Genomic DNA, 21,338 nt, shown 5'->3' on the forward strand with positions numbered 1-21,338 from the left:
AAAAGTATTTTTGGATATGACACCTATTATGCGGTGTAATTAAAGAGAAAATATTCACTTTATTGCTAATCCTGTGAATTTATGTATACATTTTGATTGCGATAACTTGAAGTCTAATCTGCAATTTGAGACTTAACTCTTTTGCTCAATCGGTGTAACTTCAGTTTCAAGATAATCATCTTCGTCCCAGTCTGGGTCTTTATCTTCTCTAAATTTACTCAATAAAGCGGTTAGGTTTACATTACCAATCACCACCAACTCAGTTTCACGTAATTCTGCATGGTTCACATGGACTTTGTTTAATGTGTCCATAATAGAACGATTTTTTCCTAACCAACGATTCAGGTCTAAATGAAGTAATTCATCTTTTACGGTAATGACATTAAATTTTTCTAGGATCATTCCTAAAGGATCTTTTTTCAGTACCTTTTGATAGAAGAATAAAGCAGTATTTACGCCCATCTTATACCAAATACTGGGATAGCTGGCTTCGATCACTTGGGTGTTGCTGATTTGTTCAAAAACAATCAACTGCATATCTTTGTTGAGTTCCATTTGAACTAACTTAAGATCAACCGAAAGAACCAAATGCATGCCTTTGACATTGAGTGTGGCATAAAGTTTTAACCAATCATCATGCAGATCGGCATGTAAATCTTCTAAAATTTTGACGTTGTCAGTGACAAAGCGTTTAAAGGTCGCATTTAAAAATACTTGTGATACTGGAAACTCGCGTTCTTCTTCTATAAAACCTTCTGCTTTTTGGTATACTTGTCGAATACGTTTAACAATGTTAGAAAGTAGCGTCGGCATAAGTATTGTCCCAAATCATCATCATTTTTTAAGGCGATAAACTTGTCGATTATTAAAAAAATACAAGTCTAACGATTGCAGTTTAACAAAAAACATTGCACCATTTTGAGTGTTTTAAAATTACGTTTTTACTTTTACTAAATAAGTCACAAAGTTTGTGAATAATGTAAAGTTAAACTTATTTTAATAAATTTTAAATTTGGCGATTGGGGAATTTTGTCGGATTAATGTCATGATAAAAAAATTATTTGCCAATACACAGCATTCTGAGTATTGGTGGCAAGACGCATTATTTGTTGGAGCTGTTTCTGCAGCTGTCATTGCACATGTACTTTTTTTATCTGTTCAATTTGGAATGCCACAAGAAAATAATACCAGCACAAAAGAAATCGCAATCAGTATTCGCCCAAGTGAAGATGAAATTAAAGATGCAGACTTTTTAGCGCAAGCAAATCAGCAAGGTTCTGGAACATTCCGTAAAGAGCATCGTATTTCAAGTGATATGCCAGCGCAAGCAGAAGACAAGAGTGCGGGTGATCAGCAACTGGAAGCTTTAGAACAAATACAGCAAAAACGAGAATTGAAATTCGAAGAAAAAGTATTAATGACGGTTCTTAGCTGGCAAAAGCAGGCCGAACAAAACGATCGCAAAAAGGCCATGGAAGAGTTGCAGAGCCAGATGCAAGCTAAAACGGCAATGGTGGCGAGTTTAGAAGCTCAATATTTACAGAAACAACAAAATTTTAGTAAACAACAAAAAATTAAAACCTTAGATGGTATTCAAGCCAAACAAGATGCATCTGCTGGATATTTAGATAAATTTCGTGAAAAAGTTGAGATGTATGGAAACCGATATTACCCAGACCTTGCCAAACAGCAGCGTCTTTCGGGTGAGGTCCGTTTAATGGTCATTCTCAATAATGAGGGTGGGATTCGTGCTATACGATTGATTGAAAGCTCAGGTCATTCAATCCTCGATGAAGCTGCCAAAAACTCAGTGCGTAAAGGGGCACCTTTTGGACGTTTTGATTCAAAAATGAAAGATATTTCTGAACTGCGGATTGTGCGCACTTGGCGTTTTGACCCAGCTGAATCTGAATTTGAAGTGCGCTAGAAACTGAACCAGATTGAATGGGATTATCTTGATTCTATTTTTTAGTATCTACCTTCATAAATAGACCGATTTTTAAGTGATCTAGAGTTAATAGCTTTTTTGAATTTGGCAAATCTCAACACTAAATTTTTTATACCACTGTTGTTTACCAATTCGTTGAGCTGCTTGATGTTCTGCATCTTTATGCCAAGCCTGGATATCTGCAAGTGTATTCCAATAAGAAAGCGCAATTTCAACGTCATTTTCACAAAGAGACTCAAATTTTTGACAGTTAAACTGGCTCAATGCTTTCTCTCGTAAAAGTTGTGCAGTTTGAAAATACTGTTGATCAAGCGTATTGATCTATGCCTTAAAGATAACCACATATTTCATTTTCAGTGCTCGGCCTTTACTTTAACTTCTCTTTAAAAAGGGCAATAAAATCAGAAATTGATGTATTAAAGTAAATTGTGATCATGGGCTTGAATCGGTGGAGGAGTCGGTTTCCCTAGAGTTCCCAATAATTCAATTTCAATCATTCTTACCATTGAATCTAAAGGTAAATCATTACTTTGCGTACCAAAAGGTTCTTCTATCTCGGTACTTAAAGCATCTAGCCCCAGAAAAGTATAGGCTAAAATACCCACCAGCAAAGGTGTTGCTAAACCCAGTAATGAACCTAAGCTAAAGGGCAACATAAAGCAGAAAAAATAGACCGTACGATTCAATAAAACTGAATAAGCAAAAGGCAAAGGTGTGGTTGCAATACGGTCACAACCGGTTTGTACCAAACTGAGCTCATTCACATGTTCATTTAATTGGGTATAGATAATGTCGGAAATTTCGCCTTCTTTGAGCGCTTGCATCAATTCCCATTGGATCAAACTCAGCGTGTATTGCGGCGCATTGGTTTGTTGATACAACTGTGTCAGTGCCTGTTGACTCATACCACTGGTTTCCACCAGCGCATCTGGATTTGCGGTTTGATGTCTCAGACGATCTCTTAATAAGTTTGCAAATACAATCACATGTTGAATGATCCGTTCACGACGCCCTTGAGGGAATATACGACAATCACGGTCAAAGTGACGCGCATTGGCGATCAGCATTCCCCAAAGTTTACGCGCTTCCCACCAACGGTCATAACAGGCGGTATTTTTAAAGCCTAGAAAAATAGAAAGCACCACACCAATCAGGGTAAAGCCAACCAAGGGTAATTCTGGAAAACGATATAAATTGGTATACTCAATGCCACCCACAATTGCAGAAATCAGCATCACAAAACCAAGCGGTGGCAGCACTTTGGGTAAAATCGTACCACGCCAAGAGAGTAATATTTTAAGGGTATCGTTTTGATCGCGGACAATCATACTTTTAAATCTATATTTTTTAGTGATCTTCACCGCTTCAAAGGTGCTTGTCAATCACATTTGTAGGGAAAGTTTTGGGTTTGATGAGTCCGTGTTCAGCAAAGGAGTAGCTTTGCTCAGCAGCAATGATCATATGATCCAATAATTCTATTTCAAGCAGTTGACAGGCTTTTAATATTTCTTGAGTTAAATCGTAATCTTCACGTGAAGGTTTGGCAAAACCTTTAGGGTGATTATGGGCAATAACGATAAAAGTCGCATGTTTTTGTATGACATATCGTAATAATTGATTGATGGAAATATTGCAGTAATTGATTGAACCATAAAATAGTTTTTTAAAACTCAATTTACGTAACTGGCTGTCTAAACACAGTACGGCAAAGACTTCTTGAGATTCTCCGATCAATTCATAACGTAAATAATCTCGGATTAAATCAGAACGACTCAAGTCTAAACCTTGGTTTAGTTGATGTTTCAAGTAACGCCGTCCCAGTTCTTTCACTGCCATGAGTTGTGAATACTTGCTTTCGCCAATGCCATGGAATTGTTTTAAATCATCTAAAGACGAATCAAATACAGCATTTAAATGACCAAAATGTTGAATGAGCAAGCGCGCTAATTCAACAGCGGAGTGTTGTTTTGAGCCTGAGCGTAGAAAAATCGCCAGTAATTCTGCATCAGATAAGCTGTGCGCCCCTTGTAAGAGTAATCTTTCACGTGGACGTTCTTGTTCAGGCCATTGTTTGATTGAATGATTCATTATTTTTCACATTTTAAAATTATTTTACTTCTGATTTTTCTCCCTTGAATGACTTGGGAGATAGACTATTTAATGATATTGTGAGCGCCACTGCAACTGAAAGGTAGCCTGATAGTGAGTTTTGATCTCAGTGTATTTTCTAATAAAAATATTATCCTCGCTGTAACAGGCGGTATTGCCGCCTATAAAAGTGCAATCCTGGTACGTCGTTTAAAGGATTACGGCTTTAATGTACGCGTGGTAATGACCAAAGGTGCACAGGCATTTATTACCCCTTTAACTTTTCAGGCCTTATCAGGCAATCCCGTTCATACCGAATTATTAGACCCTGAAGCAGAAGCGGGAATGGGGCATATTGAATTGGCGCGTTGGGCTGATTTAATTTTAGTTGCACCTGCAAGTTGTGACACCATTGCAAAGTTTGCCGCGGGTTTGGCTGATGACTTGCTCAGTACCTTGTATTTGGCAACCAAAGCACCTGTTTGGGTTGCGCCTGCAATGAATCAGCAAATGTGGGCAGCTAAGCCGACACAACGTAATCTGAATACCTTAGTTGAAGATGGCGTACATGTGATTATGCCTGAAGCGGGTTCACAAGCTTGTGGTGATGTCGGTTTAGGGCGTATGCCTGAACCTGAAGATTTAGCCGAACAAGTTAAAAATTACTTCCATCAAGCACAACGTGCGATTGCTGAGAAGTTTGGCTTGCTTGCTGGAAAACGTGTGGTGATTACTGCGGGACCAACACGTGAAGCGATTGATCCTGTACGTTATATTTCCAATCACAGTACAGGGAAAATGGGCTTTGCCATTGCAGCAGCCTGTTATTCAGCAGGGGCAAAAGTGACACTATTGGCTGGTCCAGTCAGTTTGGATACTCCGAATGGCGTGCGTCGTATCAATGTTTCTTCTGCAATAAAAATGCTTGATGAAAGCATGCATCAGCTTGAGGAAGGCTGTGACGTGTTTATTGCAACTGCGGCTGTCGCTGACTATCGTGTGGCAGAAGTTGCGGAACATAAGATTAAGAAAGCGGGTGATGAGCTGAATGTTTCGTTGGTGAAAAACCCTGATATTGTGGCGACCATTGCACAGCAGTCAAAGCGCCCATTTATGGTGGGTTTTGCGGCTGAAACCCGTAATGTAGAGGAATATGCAGCAGGAAAACTGGTTGCCAAAAAACTCGATATGATTGCCTGCAATGATGTCTCGCGTGCTGATATTGGTTTTGCTTCTGATCAAAATGCGATGACCGTGTTTTTTGCAGAACAGTACCAGATGGAAAAGCGTGATTTAGAAAAAGCCTCGAAACAAGAGATTGCACAACAATTGGTTGAAGCGATCCACGATGCCTTACATCATGAGATTGAACCAATTTAAGTCTTTTTCTGATTATTTCTGAATATAAAAATGCAACGAATTCGTTGCATTTTTATTTGCTATTTTTTGTGCTTTTAAACTATGTTTAATCTTGGAAATGGACAATAGCCACAATGGGCTTTTTTACACCCAACAATAGCCACAGTTTTAAGGAAGATCATAATGATCAAAAAAACTTTAGCCACCGTCATGATGATTTCTGCTTTAGGTTTCAGCTCAATGACTTTTGCTGCAACGCTACAACAAAATATGCAGGCATTAGGTAAAAACTATAAAGCATTTAATCAAACCAATAATGCTGCTGAAGCAAATAAAGCTTTAGATAATATGCGTGCTGCTGCAACGGACGCTAAAAAAGTCAAACTTAAAGGTCGTGGTGATGCCAGTGCTCCGACTTCGACTCAGTTATATGATCAATTGATTGCGCAAATTGATAAGACTCAAGCGCTAGTCAAAGGCGGTCATTTAGATCATGCCAAAATGGAAGGCAAGAAAATTGCTGAAATACGTGATCAAGGGCATAAGATCTATCAATAGTCTTATTGCGCAAATATGCATTTAGATGATTTATAAATAAGGTCAAAATTATAAATCATATATTTATATACTTTCATTAACGTGATTCATATGGTTATAACGCTTGCAATGCCACACTTTACAATTAAAGTTTAAATAGCTTTGCGTAGGCGATGCCTCACTTTTCAGAGATGAAAAGGTGACAAAAATCTTCCGTTGGGCGAGGGGTACGTCCTGTACCCCCGCCCAACAGCGACATCCATGTCGCCACAGGATAGATCGACCATGTACGATTCAATAATACAAAGAATCAGGTAAATTTATATAAATTGCGTATGGACTACTTGTTTTTTGACGAACGTAATTTCGAAGAATAGATTTATCCATTTAAAAGCCGTTAGTTTTAATGACTAACGGTTTTTTATTGTGAGGAGGTTTTTAACGATATTGAATCACTAAACTCAGCATGATTCGGATTTGCTCATTGCATAACAACTGTTAAGTTAGATGTAGAAAAGTGAGGAGAAATGCGATGCAACAGCACAATCAGTTTGAACGTATTGCAAAAGCCATTGAATACATTAAACACAATTTTAAAGCACAACCGAATTTAGATGAGGTGGCTGCGCATATTCATTTAAGCCCTGCACATTTTCAACGTTTATTTACAGAATGGGCTGGAACCAGCCCTAAGAAGTTCTTGCAATATATCAGCATAGAACATGCAAAAAACTTGTTAAAACAAGAGCATTCGGTATTTGATGTGACTTATGACACAGGACTATCAAGCACCAGTCGTTTGCATGATCTATTTATACAAATTGAAGGGATGACACCTGCTGAATACAAAAGTGGTGGGGAAAACTTAACCATCCACTACCAGTATGCTGAAACACGCTTTGGAATAGTTTTAGTGGCTTCAACAGCCAAAGGGATTTGCTTTATGTCTTTTGTGGAGCATGCGCAAGATGCCTATAGCGCACTCGTTGAAAAATTTCCTAAAGCAAGATTTTATCAGCAAGCAGATGCCTTGCATGAACATGCTTTGGCCATTTTCTCATCTGAACAAAAACCATGGAGCCAAATTAAGCTGCATCTAAAAGGTACTGATTTTCAGCTTAAAGTTTGGGAGAGTTTGCTTAAAATCCCGATGGGGCAATTGGCGACCTATGCAGACCTTGCGGAACAGATTGGAAATCCAAAAGCTTCCCGTGCAGTCGGTACTGCGATTGGCAATAATCCAGTGGCTTTTTTAATTCCATGTCATCGTGTGATTCAAGCGACAGGTGTTTTAGGTGAATACCATTGGGGTAAAACACGTAAAGCCGCTATGATTGGCTGGGAAGGTGTGCAAGTACATGCCAGCGTTTAATTCACAACAAGCAACAGCGTTGCTCAATAAAATTGAGGGTTTAGATTGGGAGTCAATCCATGCTCAGATGCATACACAAGGCTACTCAATCCTTAAAGATTTTTTATCTGATGAATTGTGTGAGCTGATCAAAAGTCATTACAACCATCAACAACTGTATCGAAAAACCGTCACTATGCAGCAACATCGTTTTGGATATGGCGAGTATAAATATTTTAATTATCCATTACCAAACTTGCTTCAACAGCTTCGAACTCAGTTTTATCCCTATCTGGTTCCTATCGCCAATGCTTGGTCTGATGCTTTAAAGTTGGATCGACAATATCCAGATTCACATCTTGAATTTTTACAACAATGCCAACAAGCGGGTCAAAATAAGGCCACTGTTTTGATTTTGCACTATCAGCAAGATGGGTTTAATACCTTACATCAAGATCTATATGGCGAGGTCTATTTTCCGATCCAAATGGTATTTGTTCTTAGTCAAGCCAATAGCGATTTTACCGGTGGTGAGTTGGTGTTGACTGAGCAAGTACCACGAGCACAGTCAAAAGCCATTGTTTTACAACCTGATCAAGGGGATGTGTTAATTTTCACCACGCAGTTTAGACCGAAGAAAAGCACTCATGGCTATTATCGAGTCAATATGAAGCATGCTGTCAGTCAGGTGCGTACAGGGGAGCGTTATACATTGGGGATTATTTTTCATGATGCTGTGAGTTAAATGATGATTAAGCATGATGACATTGAGCGTTTGGCGTTATATCGAAAAATCAGGAATGCTGAAATTTTATTTGCAGGCAACCAAAAGCTAAAAATTTATGGACGTTTAAACTGTGGTTCGGGCAAGCGTATGTTAAAAGCCAATCGGGTGTTCTTTAATAGTGAAGCCGAAGCCTTGGCATTGCAATTTCGCCCGTGTGGACATTGTATGAAATCAGCCTATGTGAAATGGAAAAATGCAACAACTTGAGTTTCTAACCGATCCCCATGAGAACTTGCTTCCACAAGATGGAACAGTGAATTATTTCGGAAAAATCATGGATGAAGCCATCGCCAATGATTATTTTGAGCAACTGCTAACGCATATTGAATGGCAAAATGACCAAGCGATTATTTTTGGCAAAAAGATCATCACCAAACGGAAAGTGGCTTGGTATGGAGATCGCGCTTTTGAATACACTTATTCAAATAGCTCCAAATATGCCTTGCCATGGACTAAAGAATTACTCGAACTGAAAAAACAGATTGAATTGATCACGGGTGAAACATTTAATTCTTGTTTGCTGAATCTTTACCATACAGGTGAAGAGGGTATGGCATGGCACAGTGATGGTGAAACAGATCTAAAAAAGAATGGTGCAATTGCATCTTTAAGCCTAGGCGCAGTTCGAAAATTTGCCTTTAAACATAAAAATAGCCAAGAAAAGATTGAGGTTTTTCTCGAAAATGGCAGTCTGCTGGTCATGAAAGACACCACACAAACATATTGGTTGCACCGCTTAGCCCCAACAAAGAAAGTGCATACGGCTCGGATTAATCTAACCTTTAGAACAATCGATGAATCATGATTTTTCCTCACGGATAAGCCAAACAATTGCGGCAAAAATAAAGCCAGGGTCTGTTGACAATTCGTCTATGTTTGCGACTACGTGTGTTTTTTAGACGATACTAGGCACGAAATACGAAATTTAGTCATTCTAAATGAGTAGTTCGTAACGAAGTAGCGGCAAAAAACACACTAGTCCCGAAGGGTTATGGCTAAAATTATCTCAGCCTACGTTATGAAACTCGAAAATAGTCTCGCTATTCTCTTCGTTTCCTGCCTTGCCTGCTCAATTTTAGCCTACAACGCAAGCCATTTATGAAATGTCAACAGACCCTAAACTTCCATAAAAAATAAAATTGTAGGGAATCATGTTGAGTAAAACTTGAGAATAACTCAGCGGATAAAAGGGATACATATCTGCATGCATCAACGCATCTAAAAAAACATGACTAAAACTCCCGACCAAAGCACTGACTGTCGCCACTTGCCATGTGATCTGCCAGTTTGCTTGTTTGAATAAGTTGCGTAAGCAAAACTCACTCATCACTTTACCTATGGGGACTGCAAGCAAAGCGATCAACAAAGCACCAAGTAAATTATGGGTATATAAATGGAGTGTGGTCCAGCCTCGAATGATGCCAATTAGAGGTTCTATATCCATCAAAACCTGAACACCAGAGAAAATTAACAAGCTAAATTTTTTATTTGCAATGGCTTTACAGCTTGCGCCTAAGCCCAAATGTAAGGGAGTAAATGGCATTGTTATTGTTCATGCTTATTATGATGTTTAAATTATAAAAAATTGCATCACCCACGGTTGTGAAGTTTGGGTGATTTTTATCTGATCAAACATAAAAAAGACCGCATAGTGCGGTCTTTTAAACTTAATTATTGAGAAATTAAGCTTGGCCTTCAGCAGCAGCGCCTTGGGCACGTTCCATATTTGCTTCAAACTCTGCATCAAAATTGATTGGCGTAAGAAGTAATTGAGGGAAGCTACCTTTCGTTACAAGATCATTAACTGCTTCACGCAAGAATGGGAACAAAATGTTCGGGCAGTAAGCACCTAAGATGTATGGAAGACGGTCTTCTTCAATACCATCAATCAAGAAAATACCTGATTGTGTTACATCGACGATAAATGCTGTATCGCCTGCATTGTTCGCTTGCACAACAACTTTTAAAGACACTTCAAAGTGGGTTGCATCCACTTTTTCAGCAGCAGAAGACAAGTTGATGTTTAATTCAGGTTGCCATTCTTTGGTAAAAACTTGAGCCCCAGGTACTTCAAAAGAAATGTCTTTTGTATAAATACGTTCTAAAGCTAGTTGTGGTTGAGCTTGTTGTTCTTCACTCATTCTTTATTCCTTAAATTTTAAGAAGTGATTCATTAATTAAGTTGTGGATTAACCAAGTAACTCATCGAGTTTGCCGGCTTTTTCTAGAGCATAAAGCTGGTCAAAACCACCGATAAATTCATTATTAATAAAAATTTGTGGCACTGTACGGTGTCGAGTTTTCTGGATCAGCTCAGTCTTAACTTCAGGTGCTTCTTCATCGAGATTGATTTCGGTAAAAGCAACACCTTTACGCTCAAGTAGAGATTTCGCACGTACACAGTATGGGCAAAAAGTTGTTGAATATACTTTTACTTCAGCAGTCATGTTGAGCTCCTTAAGCCTATTTTTTAGCTTTAACTAATGGCAAGCCTTGGGCTTTCCAGTTACTGATACCACCATCAAGACGATAGCTGTCTGCATGGCCGACTTGTTGTAAAGCACTTCCTGCAACTTGACCTAAGTTACAGATAAATACTAAAGGACGGTCAGCAGTTTTTAACTCTTCAATGTGACTGGCAATTTGACTGTATGGAATGTTGCGACTGCCACTCACATGACCTTCACGGAAATCTTTAGCATCGCGTAAATCAATCAACATCGCATTTTTAGCCTTCACTAAAATACCAAGTGATTGTGGTGAAATCTTACGACCACTGCGTTGTCCTTCAAAAATAAAGAACAAGATCGCCAGTACCCCTAAAATACCAAATAAGAAGGGGTGATTCCCCATAAACTCAAACCAACGTTCCACAAGTCACCTAATTACAATCAAAAATTGCGTCGAGTATAGCGTATATATATGGTGATCAAAATCACCGCTTCAAGGTTCTCAAAGAAGAAATTTAATTTTTTTGTTGCGCATCAGTGATTTCTTCAATTAAACGTAAATAACTTTCATGTCGTCTGGCTAGAATTTCACCATTTTCTACCGCTTTTTTAATTGCGCACTGTTTCTCATGTGTGTGGGTGCAATTACGATATTGGCAATGTCCAATCAAGTTAGAGATTTCAGGAAAGCCTGCATCAATCTTTTCTAGGCTCAAATGCCAAAGCCCAAATTCACGGATGCCAGGCGAGTCGATCAAGGCACCATTTTCACCAAAACGAATCAAACGGGTAGAGGTGGTTGTATGTTGTCCGAGTGCTGAGTTTTCAGAAATAATATTGGTCTTCTGCTCTGCATCAGGAACGATGACATTAATCAGGGTACTTTTGCCGACACCTGATTGCCCAACGAAAGCAACAGTTTCGTTGTCGAGTCGTTGCTTTAATTCGCTAATATCACCTTCAGACTGAGTGATCAGTACTTCATAGCCCAAGTCTTGATATTCTTTAATGAGATCTAAAATAGGATCATTTTCTTTGAGTAAATCTGATTTGTTTAACACCAAAAGGACTGGAATATCCGCATCTGCACATGCCACTAAATAGCGATCAATCAGCGTGGGTGCTGGCTCAGGCAGAGTTGCAAAGACAATGACGATTAAACTGATATTGGCTGCGACAGGTTTAACTTTATGATAACGATCGGGACGCGTTAACAACGAGGTCCTTGGGTGAATGGCAGTGATGATACCTAAACCTGTATTTGGATCTGCTTGCCACTGAACTTTGTCGCCCGTCACTAACAGCTCTAAATTGGTTCGTGTATGACAGCGCCAAACACTGCCTAATTCAATCGGTTTCCAAAAGGGTTCTGGATCACCTTCATTGACGATGGGTTTTTGCGGATGTTGAGTAGGAACAGAAAGGGCTTGTACTTCGAGTTGTCGTCCATAATGCTGAACAACAAGACCTTCAAGGTCATTGGAAGTGTCGATTTCTTCTTGACGTGTTTTATGTTGTTTCTGAATGCGGCGTTGCTGCTGTTCAGTTAAACGACGTTTACGAATTAAAGCCATTCATATCCTAAAAACCTTAAAAATGAGAAGGCAAAAATACCATGACAGGCGAATGAATTACAGCGAAGATGCAAGAAATTTGCTACTATTCATTTTTTATTGGCCTAATAAGATTGCACTATATGAGCAGCACTCCGGATACCCGCTTAATTTGGATCGACCTAGAGATGACAGGTTTAGATACAGATAATGACAAGATCATTGAAATTGCGACAATTGTAACAGATGATCATTTGAACATTTTGGCGGAAGGCCCTGTGCTCGCAGTGCATCAATCAGATGTTATCCTCAATGCAATGGATGAGTGGAACACCAAACAACACGGTCAGTCAGGTCTGATTGAACGGGTACGTCGTAGTAAACTCACAGCGCAAGATGCAGAGCAGCAAACCTTAGAATTTTTGAAGAAATGGATTAATCCTAAAACTTCGCCAATGTGTGGTAATTCAATCTGCCAAGATCGCCGTTTTATGCACCGTTTAATGCCTGAGCTTGAACAATTCTTCCATTATCGTAATTTGGACGTGTCTTCAGTGAAAGAGTTAGCAAAACGCTGGAGACCTGAAATTATGAGCGGTCTAAAGAAAAATGCTTCACATTTGGCAATGGATGATATCCGCGATTCGATTGCTGAACTTAAATATTATCGTCAGTATTTCTTTATCGCCAATCAAGATTAATCATTTGAGTGGTTAAATCTCATTACATATCAGATTGAAACAAGAGGCTTTTTAGCCTCTTTTTTTGCTATGCATTTTGGTTTTTTAAGCTATACTAAAGCTGATGTCCTCTGACAACTCGTTACAAAAAATAGCAAGCGGTTCAAATTGTTTGCATAAAAAACGTTTTAATATCCTTATATATATTTGAATTATTACAAAGAGATTGACTATGCAAAGTAATAACCCAATTTTAACGCGTGCGGAAACGTATGCAGATTATGAACAGCCAATGACCGTACAAGGCGCAATTCAAAAATCAGTTTTATTGACTGTTATTGCGGCCATACTCGGTGTTGGAATTTTTTTCTATAGCTTTACCACAATGAATGTTGGAATTGCCTATGCTGCCGCAATGGTCGGTGCAATTGGCGGTTTGATTCTTGGATTGGTTGCTACATTTAAGCCGAATACAGCACGTGTTTTAGCTATTCCTTATGCATTCTTTGAAGGTGCATTTTTGGGTGGTGTTTCAGTGATCTTCCAACTGAAGTTTCCGGGCGTACCATTACAAGCACTTTTAGCTACATTTATCACAACTTTAGTGATGTTTGGTTTATATAAATTCCAAATTATTCGTGCAACTGAAAAATTTAAATCTATTGTGATTTCAGCATCTATCGCAATTGCATTAGTTTTTGTGGTGCAGTTTATTATGCGTTTGGCTTTTGGTTCAAGTATTCCATTCTTATTTGAAAGCAGTATTTTAGGTATTGGTTTTGCTGCATTTGTTGCAGTGATCGCATCATTGAACCTGATTCTTGATTTCGATTTGATTGAGTCTGCTGCAGCTCAACGTGCACCAAAAGCTTATGAATGGTTATGTGGTATCGCTTTATTGGCAACATTGGTATGGATGTACTATTCATTCTTACGTTTATTGAGCTTGTTGCAAGGTGATGATTAATCATTCCCTTTATATCGATTGATAGATTTGAAAAGGCGCACTCGATTCAGTGCGCTTTTTTTATGTTTTTAGTAAACTTTTAAAAAAAGATGCATTATGCAATTTAGTTATGGGTCAAGACTTGGCATTATGCTTACAAAATTGATCAGGTGAGAATTTCATGGCACAAGGACTATTGGCAGGTAAACGCTTTTTAATCGCGGGTATTGCAAGTAAATTATCCATTGCATTTGGTATTGCTCAGGCATTACATCGTGAAGGTGCAGAACTCGCATTTACTTATCCAAACGATAAACTAAAAAAACGTGTAGATGATTTTGCAGAACAATTCGGTTCTACTTTAGTTTTCCCTTGTGATGTTGCTGTGGATGCTGAAATTGACCATGCATTTGCTGAATTAGCAAAGCATTGGGATGGTTTGGATGGTGTTGTACATTCAATCGGCTTTGCACCTGCGCATACACTTGATGGTGATTTCACGGACGTCACAGATCGTGAAGGTTTTAAAATTGCCCATGACATCAGCGCTTATAGTTTTGTTGCTATGGCTCGTGCAGCAAAACCTTTATTGTTGGCTCGCCAAGGCTGTTTATTGACTTTAACTTACCAAGGTTCAGAGTCTGTTATGCCAAACTATAATGTTATGGGTATGGCGAAAGCATCTTTGGAAGCTGGGGTACGTTATTTAGCATCAAGCTTAGGTGCTGAGGGTATCCGTGTAAATGCAATTTCAGCAGGTCCAATCCGTACTTTAGCGGCATCTGGGATTAAATCTTTCCGTAAAATGTTAGATGCCAATGAAAAAATTGCACCGTTAAAACGTAATGTTACGATTGAAGATGTTGGTAATGCAGCCTTATTCCTATGCTCACCTTGGGCAAATGGGATCACTGGTGAAATTCTGTATGTCGATGCTGGTTTTAATACGGTCGGTATGAGCCAATCAATGATGGATAGCGAATAAAGTTAAGTTTATTTAACTGGTTGAATTCAAAACATAAACCTCAATATTTAAACGTGAATATTGAGGTTTTTTTACAAATTTTAAAAAATTAACCGATCAATAAACTAGGATTCAATCGTTTTTTTTGATTAAATATTCATAAATATTAATATTATTTTAAGTTTGATAAAAAAATGAATTTTGCCAATATATTTTCGGCTCTGCAACACCTTGGATTGACTGCGCAAAAACGAGCCTTGCATATCCAATTTAGCAATCCTAATTTGACTGCTCAAGTCTTCTTACAACGCATCGATGGACAACATGGTCTAAACCAAGGCGTGTCTATTGAACTGATTTGTCTTGCCACTTCGGCTGTGATTCCGCTTAAACAATTCATTGGTAGCCAAGTGGCGATTGATCAAGTCACAGATCATGGACAACTGTTTCGTAGCACAGGGGTGATTACTGAGGCTGCACAAGGGCAAAGTGATGGTGCACTGACGCTATATAAACTCAAACTTGAAGATGCGACCTCATTGTGGCATAAACGCCGTAACAGCCGAGTGTTTATGAATAAGTCGGTTGTGCAAGTCATAGAAACGCTATTTAAAGAATGGCAAGACAAAAGCCCACTCTTTGCCTCCAGTCTAAGTCTCGATAAAAGTGGTCTTAAAAAAGATTACGATATCCGACCATTCATTATGCAGAGTAACGAAAGCGACTATGCATTTTTAACCCGCCTGATGCGCAGTGAAGGGATCAACTGGTTGATTGATGAAGCGCAATTGATTGTGCCTAGTTCTGCGACTCAAATTCAGCCACAAAAACTGCGTTTGGTGGATGACAACAGCGAATACAAAGCACTAGATCGAAGAAGGATCCGCTTCCATCGTAGCAGTGCCACAGAACAACAAGACAGCATCACCAGCTTTATCGGGCAACGTAACTTACAACCCACCGCTGTCCACGTACAACGCTGGCAAGCAGATGTGTTAGAACAAGAAGAGGGTGCAGGCAGTGTTCAAAGCAAACACCAGCACAGTCAAAATCAAAACAATGCCAGTCTTGGTTTAGAACAAGCTTGGCATATCAGCCCAGCATGGATTCAAGATCTGAATGGTGAAGACCAAGCAACTGCTTCAAATAACAATCAGATTGAAAAGATCAACCAAAACCTCAGTTATTACTATGATGCTCAATCCAAACAATTTATAGCCAATTCCACTGTACGTGATGCGCAAGTAGGCTACTGGTTTGAGTTAAACGAACACCCAGAAATAGACCAACACAGTGGCTCAGACAAAGAGTTTCTGATTACGTCAAAGACATTCTATAACCAGAACAACTTACCCAAAGATCTGAATGAGCAAATCAATCGCTTGCTCCAACAGAGCAATTGGGTCAATTCAAATGTAGACTCAAATAACCCAGAGCGCCAAGCCAATCAATTGGTGCTACAACGCCGTAATATCACGACTGTTCCGGAATACCACCCACTACAACACCGTCCAAGTACCCATCCACAACGAGCCAAAGTGGTTGGGCCAAGTGGAGAGGAAATTCATGTCGATGAATGGGGACGCATTAAAGTTCGCTTCCTGTTTACTCGCAATGAAGATCATAGTCATGATGGTGGTGCAGGAAGCAATGACAACGACACTGATTCCGCTTGGGTGGATGTACTGACCCCGTGGGCAGGTGACGGCTATGGTGCGCGGTTCTTACCGAGGATTGGTGAGATTGTCGTGATAGATTTCTTTGATGGCAATATCGATCGACCATTTGTGGTGGGACGTATCCATGAAGCGCAACGAAGTCCAACGAAATTTGATGACAAAGGCCAATTGCCTGATACTAAAAAATTAGCAGGAATCAAAAGTCGAGAAGTTAAAGGCAGTGGCTATGGCCAGCTTAGATTTGACGATACCACAGACCAAATCAGCAGCCAGCTACAAAGCAGTCACGGCGCGAGTCAACTTAACCTTGGTAATCTGAGTCATCCTAAAGAAACTGATACCAGTGAAGGACGAGGCGAAGGCTTTGAACTAAGAACAGACCAATGGGGAGCAGTACGTGCAGGGCAAGGTCTACTACTGAGTACCTATGCTCAAGATTCAGCTTCAGGCAATCATCTTGATGCAACTGCGGCGAAAAGTCAGTTAGAAAGTAGTCTAAATAACTCTAAAGCCTTAAGTGAAGTTGCTAAGAATCAGCAAACTGATCCTTTGGAAGTGTTGGAAAGAATAAAAGGATTTATCAATACACTAGACCAACAAGATCCGAAAAAAGCAGATGCATTTAAGTCTGCAGTGATGATGTTGGCTTCCCCTAATTCGATTGCGCTTGCCAGTAACGAAGATATTCATCTATCAGCAGATGGGCAAATCAGTCATACCGCAGGCGACAGTATCAACCTAAGCACACAAAAGGCTTTGATTGGGCATGCCAGTGCTAAGATCAGTCTTTTTGCGGCACAGGAAGGGGCAAGGTTATTTGCTGGAAAAGGCAAAGTTGAACTTCAAGCTCAAGATGGTGGTGCAGATGTGATTGCACGCAAAGGGATTCAAATCATTTCGACCGAAGACGCGGTTTATATCATTAGTCCGAAAGAGATTAAGTTGATTGGTGATGGTTCTGAATTAAAGATTAATGGTTCAGGGGTATTTTCAACTACAGGTGGTTTGTTTCAGGTGAAGTCGGGGCAACAGAAGTTTACCAGTGGTGCGAAGATTAATTCAGACATTCCTCAGCTTCCTATTTGTGAAATGCGTGTTTCTGGTGCTGCGGCAAAAGGTGATGCTTCTGTGGAGCTTTCATAATGTTATTAGAGCCTATACATCCAAAAGAGGTGATTGAGTATGATTACGTCATTATTGACCCGAATCTAAATGCGCAATATTTTTATGAAGTGGAAGCTCAACTTAAGTCTTTAGCACCTGATTATGCGAAGAATGTACAGCATGTTTTTCCGTATTTATTGCGCTTAAATTCAGTTGATGCTTCGCTTGTTGATGAAATAAAGCAACATGATCAAAATCAGATCAAAGCGGGGCTTTCACCTTTTTTTCTAATGACGTTTAAAAGTGTTCCAACTCGAGAACCTGATATTGTTAATCACTTAAAACAAAATTTAGTCTATGAAGTAGGCACTAAGAAGTATTTGTATCGGTTTTTTGATCCGAAAATTTGGATGCTACTCAATTATTTTGAGAGTCAGGATTTTTTATGGATCAATAAATATTTTAAAAATATTGAATTTAATTTCTTAAATGAAACATTGTGCTTTGACGCTGGATCTGAGGGGGATTTTATTCAACAGCCTGATCATGATTTATTGGAAAAAATCAGTGTAAACAACAGAGTATTTGAAAAGTTAAAATTCAAGACTGACGACCTGCCAGCATACTTTTTAAAAGTAAATCAGATTTTTAATTATGCAGACTTAATAAAAAATAAAGGAATTTTGATCAAGGATGATGCTGTAGCATCCATTTTTCATGCAGATTTAATCGGTGAAAGCTTTCTTGAAACCCACTTTTTTCAACGTTTAACAGAAAGTCCCAAAGGCTATGAACAGGCAAGCAAACAGCTTTCAACGTCTGAGTGGGATGATTTTTTTAAAAAACAAAATATTGAAGATGAAAATTTAAAAATTAAGGTGATGTATGGATTCTAAGAGTTGTGATTTTTGTAAAAGAGATATTGGCTTAAAGATTTTTGTGAATCGCTATATATTTTCATCAACAGGTACAAATATTCCACTTGATATGGCTGAAAATCAAAGTGAATTGTATGAAATAGAGGATATAAAATCAGATATCAAAGAATATTTATCGGGTTTAGAAGAAACCAAGTTTGATTTTATTAACTCCTATAAGCCACCTAGTCCGCAAGCTTCAACAGCCACGTCAGCTTTAGAAGCATCTAGTCATGATTCAGAAAATAATCTTGAAGCACCAGTTGAGTCTCTGAATACGATTAGGGTAACAGCCACAAAGGGTAGTTATAGTTATCCTAAACACAAAACTGAAACATCAATGAAACAGTATGGTTTTACAGGGAGTACTTTAAGAAAAGGCTTTTTATATGTTTATCTAAAACACGTAAACCAATGGCAAGAATATAAAATTTCTGAAAAGGGATTTTTAAAGCGTATTAATGAATCAAATTATGATCAAGATTACTCATCTAGACCCTTAGTTTTAATGGAGCAGGGTGATGAGCCTTGCATGAATATTAAGCATAGAGCAAATGCTTTAACGATCGTTGTACCCAAGCCCAATGAAGCCTCTTTTGTATATTTGAAATATTCTGAAAACGCATGGAGCAAAGCAACGAAGCTGAGAAATAAGTCACCTGAATTTTACGAAAAATATATGGATAAATTTGACGTAAAAAAATTTATTGCAGGACAATACGAAAAAGGCACATTCCCAATGAAGGCGGGAATTGAGAATTTTTGTGCAGATTATATAACAATATGGAAGTCGGGTGAAAAAGGTGAAGGGATTTTAGAAAACAGTCTATTAAAAAATAATATATCAAAAGAATTATTTTCATATTCAGAGTATTTTTCCTATCTGTCAGGGAAGACACCTACAGATATACTTGAAGATACTATGTCTCAAAATGAAGATATTAACCAAGTTAAAACTAATAATTTAGCTTATAGAATATTTTCAGACTCAAGTTTGGATGATTCATTTCTTAAAGAGCATAGCAAAGAGGAACTCACCGAGGCTTTATCAAATGATGCAAAAGCAAGAATACTTTTTGGAGCTGTATTTGCGATTGATGACCCTGTTGGCGTAGTGATGGATATTTCAGCTCAAGTCGCAAATCAAATGATGAGTGACGAAGATTATACTGATGATGAAAAAACCGTAAATACATTAGAAGTGTTAAAAAATAACTTTGGGATTAATGATTATCCTTACTTTACCAATGAAGAATTAAAACGAAAAGAAGAAGCGAAAGAGCTTAATCGTATGCTTAACGGTCCTGAAGGAGCTTATGGTGAGTTAATATATGAGATACAAAATGAAAAAAAATCTGTAGAAGTACTCAATGCCGAGGAGCGAGCGCAAAAAGCAGCAGAACAAATAGGAAAAAATAAAGAATGGAATACAAAATATATTCAATATATTGATTCAAATAGATTTAGTGCGGGTTTAGCCACGCTTAAGCAGAAAAAGCAACAGCAGACAACCTATGCGGATGAATTGGATGGAATAGGTCAAGAGTTTCTTAAAGAAAGCATAATTGCGGATCATTTTTTCTTTAACCAAGAAAAAGATAATTTAGTTGATGGTGTTTCTCTTGGCATGTGTGTCAATCTAGTTTTAGAAAGTAGCAAATTATGTCCAAAAATGAATAAATACATGGGGCAATACTTATACAACACGCGAGATCCTAACAATTACTTTTTAAATTTTCTTGCTTTAAATTCAAATGGACTTCGTCAAAAGTTAAATGAACAAATTAATAAATGGTCACTGACTAATTTAAATGGAGCTTTTGCTACACAGCCTTTTGGGGATTTCATCAATTCCTTTCATGGCTTTTTAAGTACAGCTCGAATGGAAGAATTAAAATTTACATTGTTGACAAATATCAGCAAAGCCTTTTTAAATATTACAGGTATAACACCGCCCAATGCTTTAGCTGCTCATCCATTACAACCCTTGATGATTTCAATGTTTAGTTTGTCTGAAATCAAGTCTGAGCGTATTACTTTTAATAGTTTGAGCGATTTCAACTCGAAAATGCGAAATTATTATAGATCACATCAGAATATCGTCGGAAAAGATAATGGTCTGGGCAATGCCATTAAAAAAAGTGACTGGTACTATCTATATGAAAAATATAAGCATCTTAAATATATAGATGTGCCACGTTTAGAAGTAAATCCTGAGTTTGAGAGAAATTTACCAAAAAACTTTAGAGAGGCTGTAAAAAAGCATGCTGAGTTATTAAAAAAACAAAGCGCGATGAATGTCAGCATTATTGCTGAAGATGTTATAGAGCCAAGCCCAAGCTCAGATTATTTTAAATTCTTTATGATTAAAGTCGCAATTGTTGGTTTACAAGGCTGGGCAATTTGTACTGTTTTTAGTCAAAGTTTTGACAATAAATATGAAAAAATTGGTCGCAGAAGTGCTGCTGTGGTTGGTCTCACCATGTCGACTGTAGAAGCAGTGGGTGCACTGTTGAATTCAAGTGATAAAATCACGTCAAAATCACGGCTGTTAAAGTCAATGAATAGTTTTATTCTTGAATTAACGACATCAAATAAAAACAGTGTAAAAGGGTTGGTATGGCGAGGTTTTGGATTATTTGCAGGATTAATTTTTGGTGGATTTGACGTATATAATGGATATATGGCTGCCAGTAATGGTGAGAAATCATTTGGAATTGTGTTGGGTTTAAGCGGAGTTTTCGTTATCGGTGGTTCTATAGCCATTTTCTTACTGAATCCATTAGGATGGATAGCAATTGCTGTAGGGATTATTCTTTCTTTAATTGCCTATTTTGTAAAAGAGAACAATATCCAAATATGGATTCAACGATGCCTACTATCGACCAATACTGAAAAGAAAAGATTTAGCGATATCTTCGAGCAAACAGATCAGTTAAAGACGATTGTACCCCCTGCAAACAAATAATTTATAA

Annotated in this window: 22 protein-coding genes; 13 read left to right on the top strand and 9 right to left on the bottom strand. The window is 38.3% G+C overall.

The genetic code is table 11. The annotated features are described in order from the left end of the window. Positions 1-132 precede the first annotated feature (132 nt). Positions 133-813, bottom strand: coding sequence for a hypothetical protein (locus tag PYV58_RS02405; protein ID WP_034617687.1), 681 nt, complete (start codon positions 811-813; stop codon positions 133-135). A 232-nt stretch (positions 814-1,045) separates the two neighbouring features. Here PYV58_RS02405 and PYV58_RS02410 point away from each other — a divergent pair, with 232 nt between their 5' ends. Beyond that, positions 1,046-1,927, top strand: a complete 882-nt coding sequence (locus PYV58_RS02410) for a TonB family protein (RefSeq protein ID WP_004725801.1) — start codon at positions 1,046-1,048, stop codon at positions 1,925-1,927. Positions 1,928-2,014: 87 nt separating this feature from the next. Here the strand turns inward: PYV58_RS02410 and PYV58_RS02415 are convergent, their stop codons facing one another. From PYV58_RS02415 to radC, 3 genes are all read right to left on the bottom strand, one after another. Next, positions 2,015-2,269, bottom strand: coding sequence for an antibiotic biosynthesis monooxygenase (locus tag PYV58_RS02415; RefSeq protein WP_227504282.1), 255 nt, complete (start codon positions 2,267-2,269; stop codon positions 2,015-2,017). Positions 2,270-2,364: 95 nt separating this feature from the next. Then, complete coding sequence (locus PYV58_RS02420) at positions 2,365-3,276, bottom strand: bestrophin family protein (protein ID WP_004725806.1); 912 nt, start codon at positions 3,274-3,276, stop codon at positions 2,365-2,367. Positions 3,277-3,313: 37 nt separating this feature from the next. Beyond that, entirely contained in the window at positions 3,314-4,036 is a 723-nt protein-coding gene (gene radC, locus PYV58_RS02425; protein ID WP_004725808.1) for a DNA repair protein RadC, read from the bottom strand. A 114-nt stretch (positions 4,037-4,150) separates the two neighbouring features. On the opposite strand from radC, the gene coaBC reads away from it, so the two are divergent. The 6 genes from coaBC (at position 4,151) to PYV58_RS02455 (ending at position 8,875) form a co-directional block, all read left to right on the top strand. Further along, a complete protein-coding gene (gene coaBC / locus PYV58_RS02430; protein WP_004816940.1) occupies positions 4,151-5,416 on the top strand; it encodes a bifunctional phosphopantothenoylcysteine decarboxylase/phosphopantothenate--cysteine ligase CoaBC in 1,266 nt (421 codons plus the stop codon). A gap of 162 nt (positions 5,417-5,578) precedes the next feature. Continuing rightward, entirely contained in the window at positions 5,579-5,953 is a 375-nt protein-coding gene (locus PYV58_RS02435) for a cytochrome b562 (RefSeq protein WP_004725812.1), read from the top strand. A 511-nt stretch (positions 5,954-6,464) separates the two neighbouring features. Further along, entirely contained in the window at positions 6,465-7,304 is an 840-nt protein-coding gene (locus PYV58_RS02440; protein ID WP_034618385.1) for a methylated-DNA--[protein]-cysteine S-methyltransferase, read from the top strand. Beyond that, positions 7,291-8,028, top strand: a complete 738-nt coding sequence (locus PYV58_RS02445) for a 2OG-Fe(II) oxygenase (RefSeq protein WP_034618384.1) — start codon at positions 7,291-7,293, stop codon at positions 8,026-8,028. The genes PYV58_RS02440 and PYV58_RS02445 overlap by 14 nt, the downstream gene beginning before the upstream one ends. 3 nt (positions 8,029-8,031) lie before the next feature. Further along, a complete protein-coding gene (locus PYV58_RS02450) occupies positions 8,032-8,277 on the top strand; it encodes an Ada metal-binding domain-containing protein (protein WP_034618387.1) in 246 nt (81 codons plus the stop codon). Next, positions 8,264-8,875, top strand: coding sequence for an alpha-ketoglutarate-dependent dioxygenase AlkB (locus PYV58_RS02455; RefSeq protein WP_034618383.1), 612 nt, complete (start codon positions 8,264-8,266; stop codon positions 8,873-8,875). The genes PYV58_RS02450 and PYV58_RS02455 overlap by 14 nt, the downstream gene beginning before the upstream one ends. A 291-nt stretch (positions 8,876-9,166) precedes the next feature. Here the strand turns inward: PYV58_RS02455 and PYV58_RS02460 are convergent, their stop codons facing one another. From PYV58_RS02460 to rsgA, 5 genes are all read right to left on the bottom strand, one after another. Further along, positions 9,167-9,613, bottom strand: coding sequence for a DUF4184 family protein (locus tag PYV58_RS02460; RefSeq protein ID WP_034618318.1), 447 nt, complete (start codon positions 9,611-9,613; stop codon positions 9,167-9,169). A gap of 139 nt (positions 9,614-9,752) precedes the next feature. Continuing rightward, entirely contained in the window at positions 9,753-10,211 is a 459-nt protein-coding gene (gene secB, locus PYV58_RS02465; protein WP_004725824.1) for a protein-export chaperone SecB, read from the bottom strand. A 48-nt stretch (positions 10,212-10,259) separates the two neighbouring features. Then, a complete protein-coding gene (gene grxC, locus PYV58_RS02470) occupies positions 10,260-10,517 on the bottom strand; it encodes a glutaredoxin 3 (protein ID WP_004725827.1) in 258 nt (85 codons plus the stop codon). A 16-nt stretch (positions 10,518-10,533) separates the two neighbouring features. Next, positions 10,534-10,944, bottom strand: a complete 411-nt coding sequence (locus PYV58_RS02475) for a rhodanese-like domain-containing protein (protein ID WP_004725828.1) — start codon at positions 10,942-10,944, stop codon at positions 10,534-10,536. A gap of 91 nt (positions 10,945-11,035) precedes the next feature. After that, a complete protein-coding gene (gene rsgA / locus PYV58_RS02480) occupies positions 11,036-12,094 on the bottom strand; it encodes a small ribosomal subunit biogenesis GTPase RsgA (RefSeq protein WP_004725830.1) in 1,059 nt (352 codons plus the stop codon). A gap of 122 nt (positions 12,095-12,216) precedes the next feature. On the opposite strand from rsgA, the gene orn reads away from it, so the two are divergent. From orn to PYV58_RS02510, 6 genes are all read left to right on the top strand, one after another. After that, positions 12,217-12,774 (top strand): oligoribonuclease, encoded by a 558-nt coding sequence (orn, locus tag PYV58_RS02485; protein ID WP_004725833.1) that lies wholly within the window; start codon positions 12,217-12,219, stop codon positions 12,772-12,774. A gap of 211 nt (positions 12,775-12,985) precedes the next feature. Beyond that, positions 12,986-13,720 carry a Bax inhibitor-1/YccA family protein gene (locus tag PYV58_RS02490; protein WP_004816949.1) on the top strand — a complete coding sequence of 245 codons (735 nt, stop codon included), beginning with the start codon at positions 12,986-12,988 and terminating at the stop codon, positions 13,718-13,720. 160 nt (positions 13,721-13,880) lie between these two features. Beyond that, entirely contained in the window at positions 13,881-14,684 is an 804-nt protein-coding gene (locus tag PYV58_RS02495) for an enoyl-ACP reductase (RefSeq protein WP_004725837.1), read from the top strand. A 173-nt stretch (positions 14,685-14,857) separates the two neighbouring features. Continuing rightward, positions 14,858-17,485 (top strand): type VI secretion system Vgr family protein, encoded by a 2,628-nt coding sequence (locus tag PYV58_RS02500; protein ID WP_275059696.1) that lies wholly within the window; start codon positions 14,858-14,860, stop codon positions 17,483-17,485. After that, complete coding sequence (locus PYV58_RS02505; protein ID WP_034618343.1) at positions 17,485-18,342, top strand: hypothetical protein; 858 nt, start codon at positions 17,485-17,487, stop codon at positions 18,340-18,342. The genes PYV58_RS02500 and PYV58_RS02505 overlap by 1 nt, the downstream gene beginning before the upstream one ends. Further along, entirely contained in the window at positions 18,332-21,331 is a 3,000-nt protein-coding gene (locus PYV58_RS02510; protein ID WP_034618344.1) for a T6SS effector BTH_I2691 family protein, read from the top strand. The genes PYV58_RS02505 and PYV58_RS02510 overlap by 11 nt, the downstream gene beginning before the upstream one ends. Positions 21,332-21,338: the final 7 nt, after the last annotated feature.

The sequence above is a fragment of the Acinetobacter sp. TAC-1 genome (assembly GCF_029025845.1).
In the GTDB taxonomy this organism is placed as follows: domain Bacteria; phylum Pseudomonadota; class Gammaproteobacteria; order Pseudomonadales; family Moraxellaceae; genus Acinetobacter; species Acinetobacter guillouiae.

Coding starts and splice junctions, on each gene's coding strand:
- PYV58_RS02410 (WP_004725801.1), top strand. CDS start 1,046: ATGATAAAAAAATTATTTGCCAATACACAGCATTCTGAGTATTGGTGG.
- PYV58_RS02510 (WP_034618344.1), top strand. CDS start 18,332: ATGGATTCTAAGAGTTGTGATTTTTGTAAAAGAGATATTGGCTTAAAG.
- PYV58_RS02505 (WP_034618343.1), top strand. CDS start 17,485: ATGTTATTAGAGCCTATACATCCAAAAGAGGTGATTGAGTATGATTAC.
- PYV58_RS02460 (WP_034618318.1), bottom strand. CDS start 9,613: ATGCCATTTACTCCCTTACATTTGGGCTTAGGCGCAAGCTGTAAAGCC.
- PYV58_RS02455 (WP_034618383.1), top strand. CDS start 8,264: ATGCAACAACTTGAGTTTCTAACCGATCCCCATGAGAACTTGCTTCCA.
- PYV58_RS02420 (WP_004725806.1), bottom strand. CDS start 3,276: ATGATTGTCCGCGATCAAAACGATACCCTTAAAATATTACTCTCTTGG.
- PYV58_RS02440 (WP_034618385.1), top strand. CDS start 6,465: ATGCAACAGCACAATCAGTTTGAACGTATTGCAAAAGCCATTGAATAC.
- grxC (WP_004725827.1), bottom strand. CDS start 10,517: ATGACTGCTGAAGTAAAAGTATATTCAACAACTTTTTGCCCATACTGT.
- PYV58_RS02445 (WP_034618384.1), top strand. CDS start 7,291: ATGCCAGCGTTTAATTCACAACAAGCAACAGCGTTGCTCAATAAAATT.
- PYV58_RS02405 (WP_034617687.1), bottom strand. CDS start 813: ATGCCGACGCTACTTTCTAACATTGTTAAACGTATTCGACAAGTATAC.
- PYV58_RS02500 (WP_275059696.1), top strand. CDS start 14,858: ATGAATTTTGCCAATATATTTTCGGCTCTGCAACACCTTGGATTGACT.
- PYV58_RS02450 (WP_034618387.1), top strand. CDS start 8,032: ATGATTAAGCATGATGACATTGAGCGTTTGGCGTTATATCGAAAAATC.
- orn (WP_004725833.1), top strand. CDS start 12,217: ATGAGCAGCACTCCGGATACCCGCTTAATTTGGATCGACCTAGAGATG.
- secB (WP_004725824.1), bottom strand. CDS start 10,211: ATGAGTGAAGAACAACAAGCTCAACCACAACTAGCTTTAGAACGTATT.
- PYV58_RS02495 (WP_004725837.1), top strand. CDS start 13,881: ATGGCACAAGGACTATTGGCAGGTAAACGCTTTTTAATCGCGGGTATT.
- PYV58_RS02490 (WP_004816949.1), top strand. CDS start 12,986: ATGCAAAGTAATAACCCAATTTTAACGCGTGCGGAAACGTATGCAGAT.
- radC (WP_004725808.1), bottom strand. CDS start 4,036: ATGAATCATTCAATCAAACAATGGCCTGAACAAGAACGTCCACGTGAA.
- PYV58_RS02435 (WP_004725812.1), top strand. CDS start 5,579: ATGATCAAAAAAACTTTAGCCACCGTCATGATGATTTCTGCTTTAGGT.
- rsgA (WP_004725830.1), bottom strand. CDS start 12,094: ATGGCTTTAATTCGTAAACGTCGTTTAACTGAACAGCAGCAACGCCGC.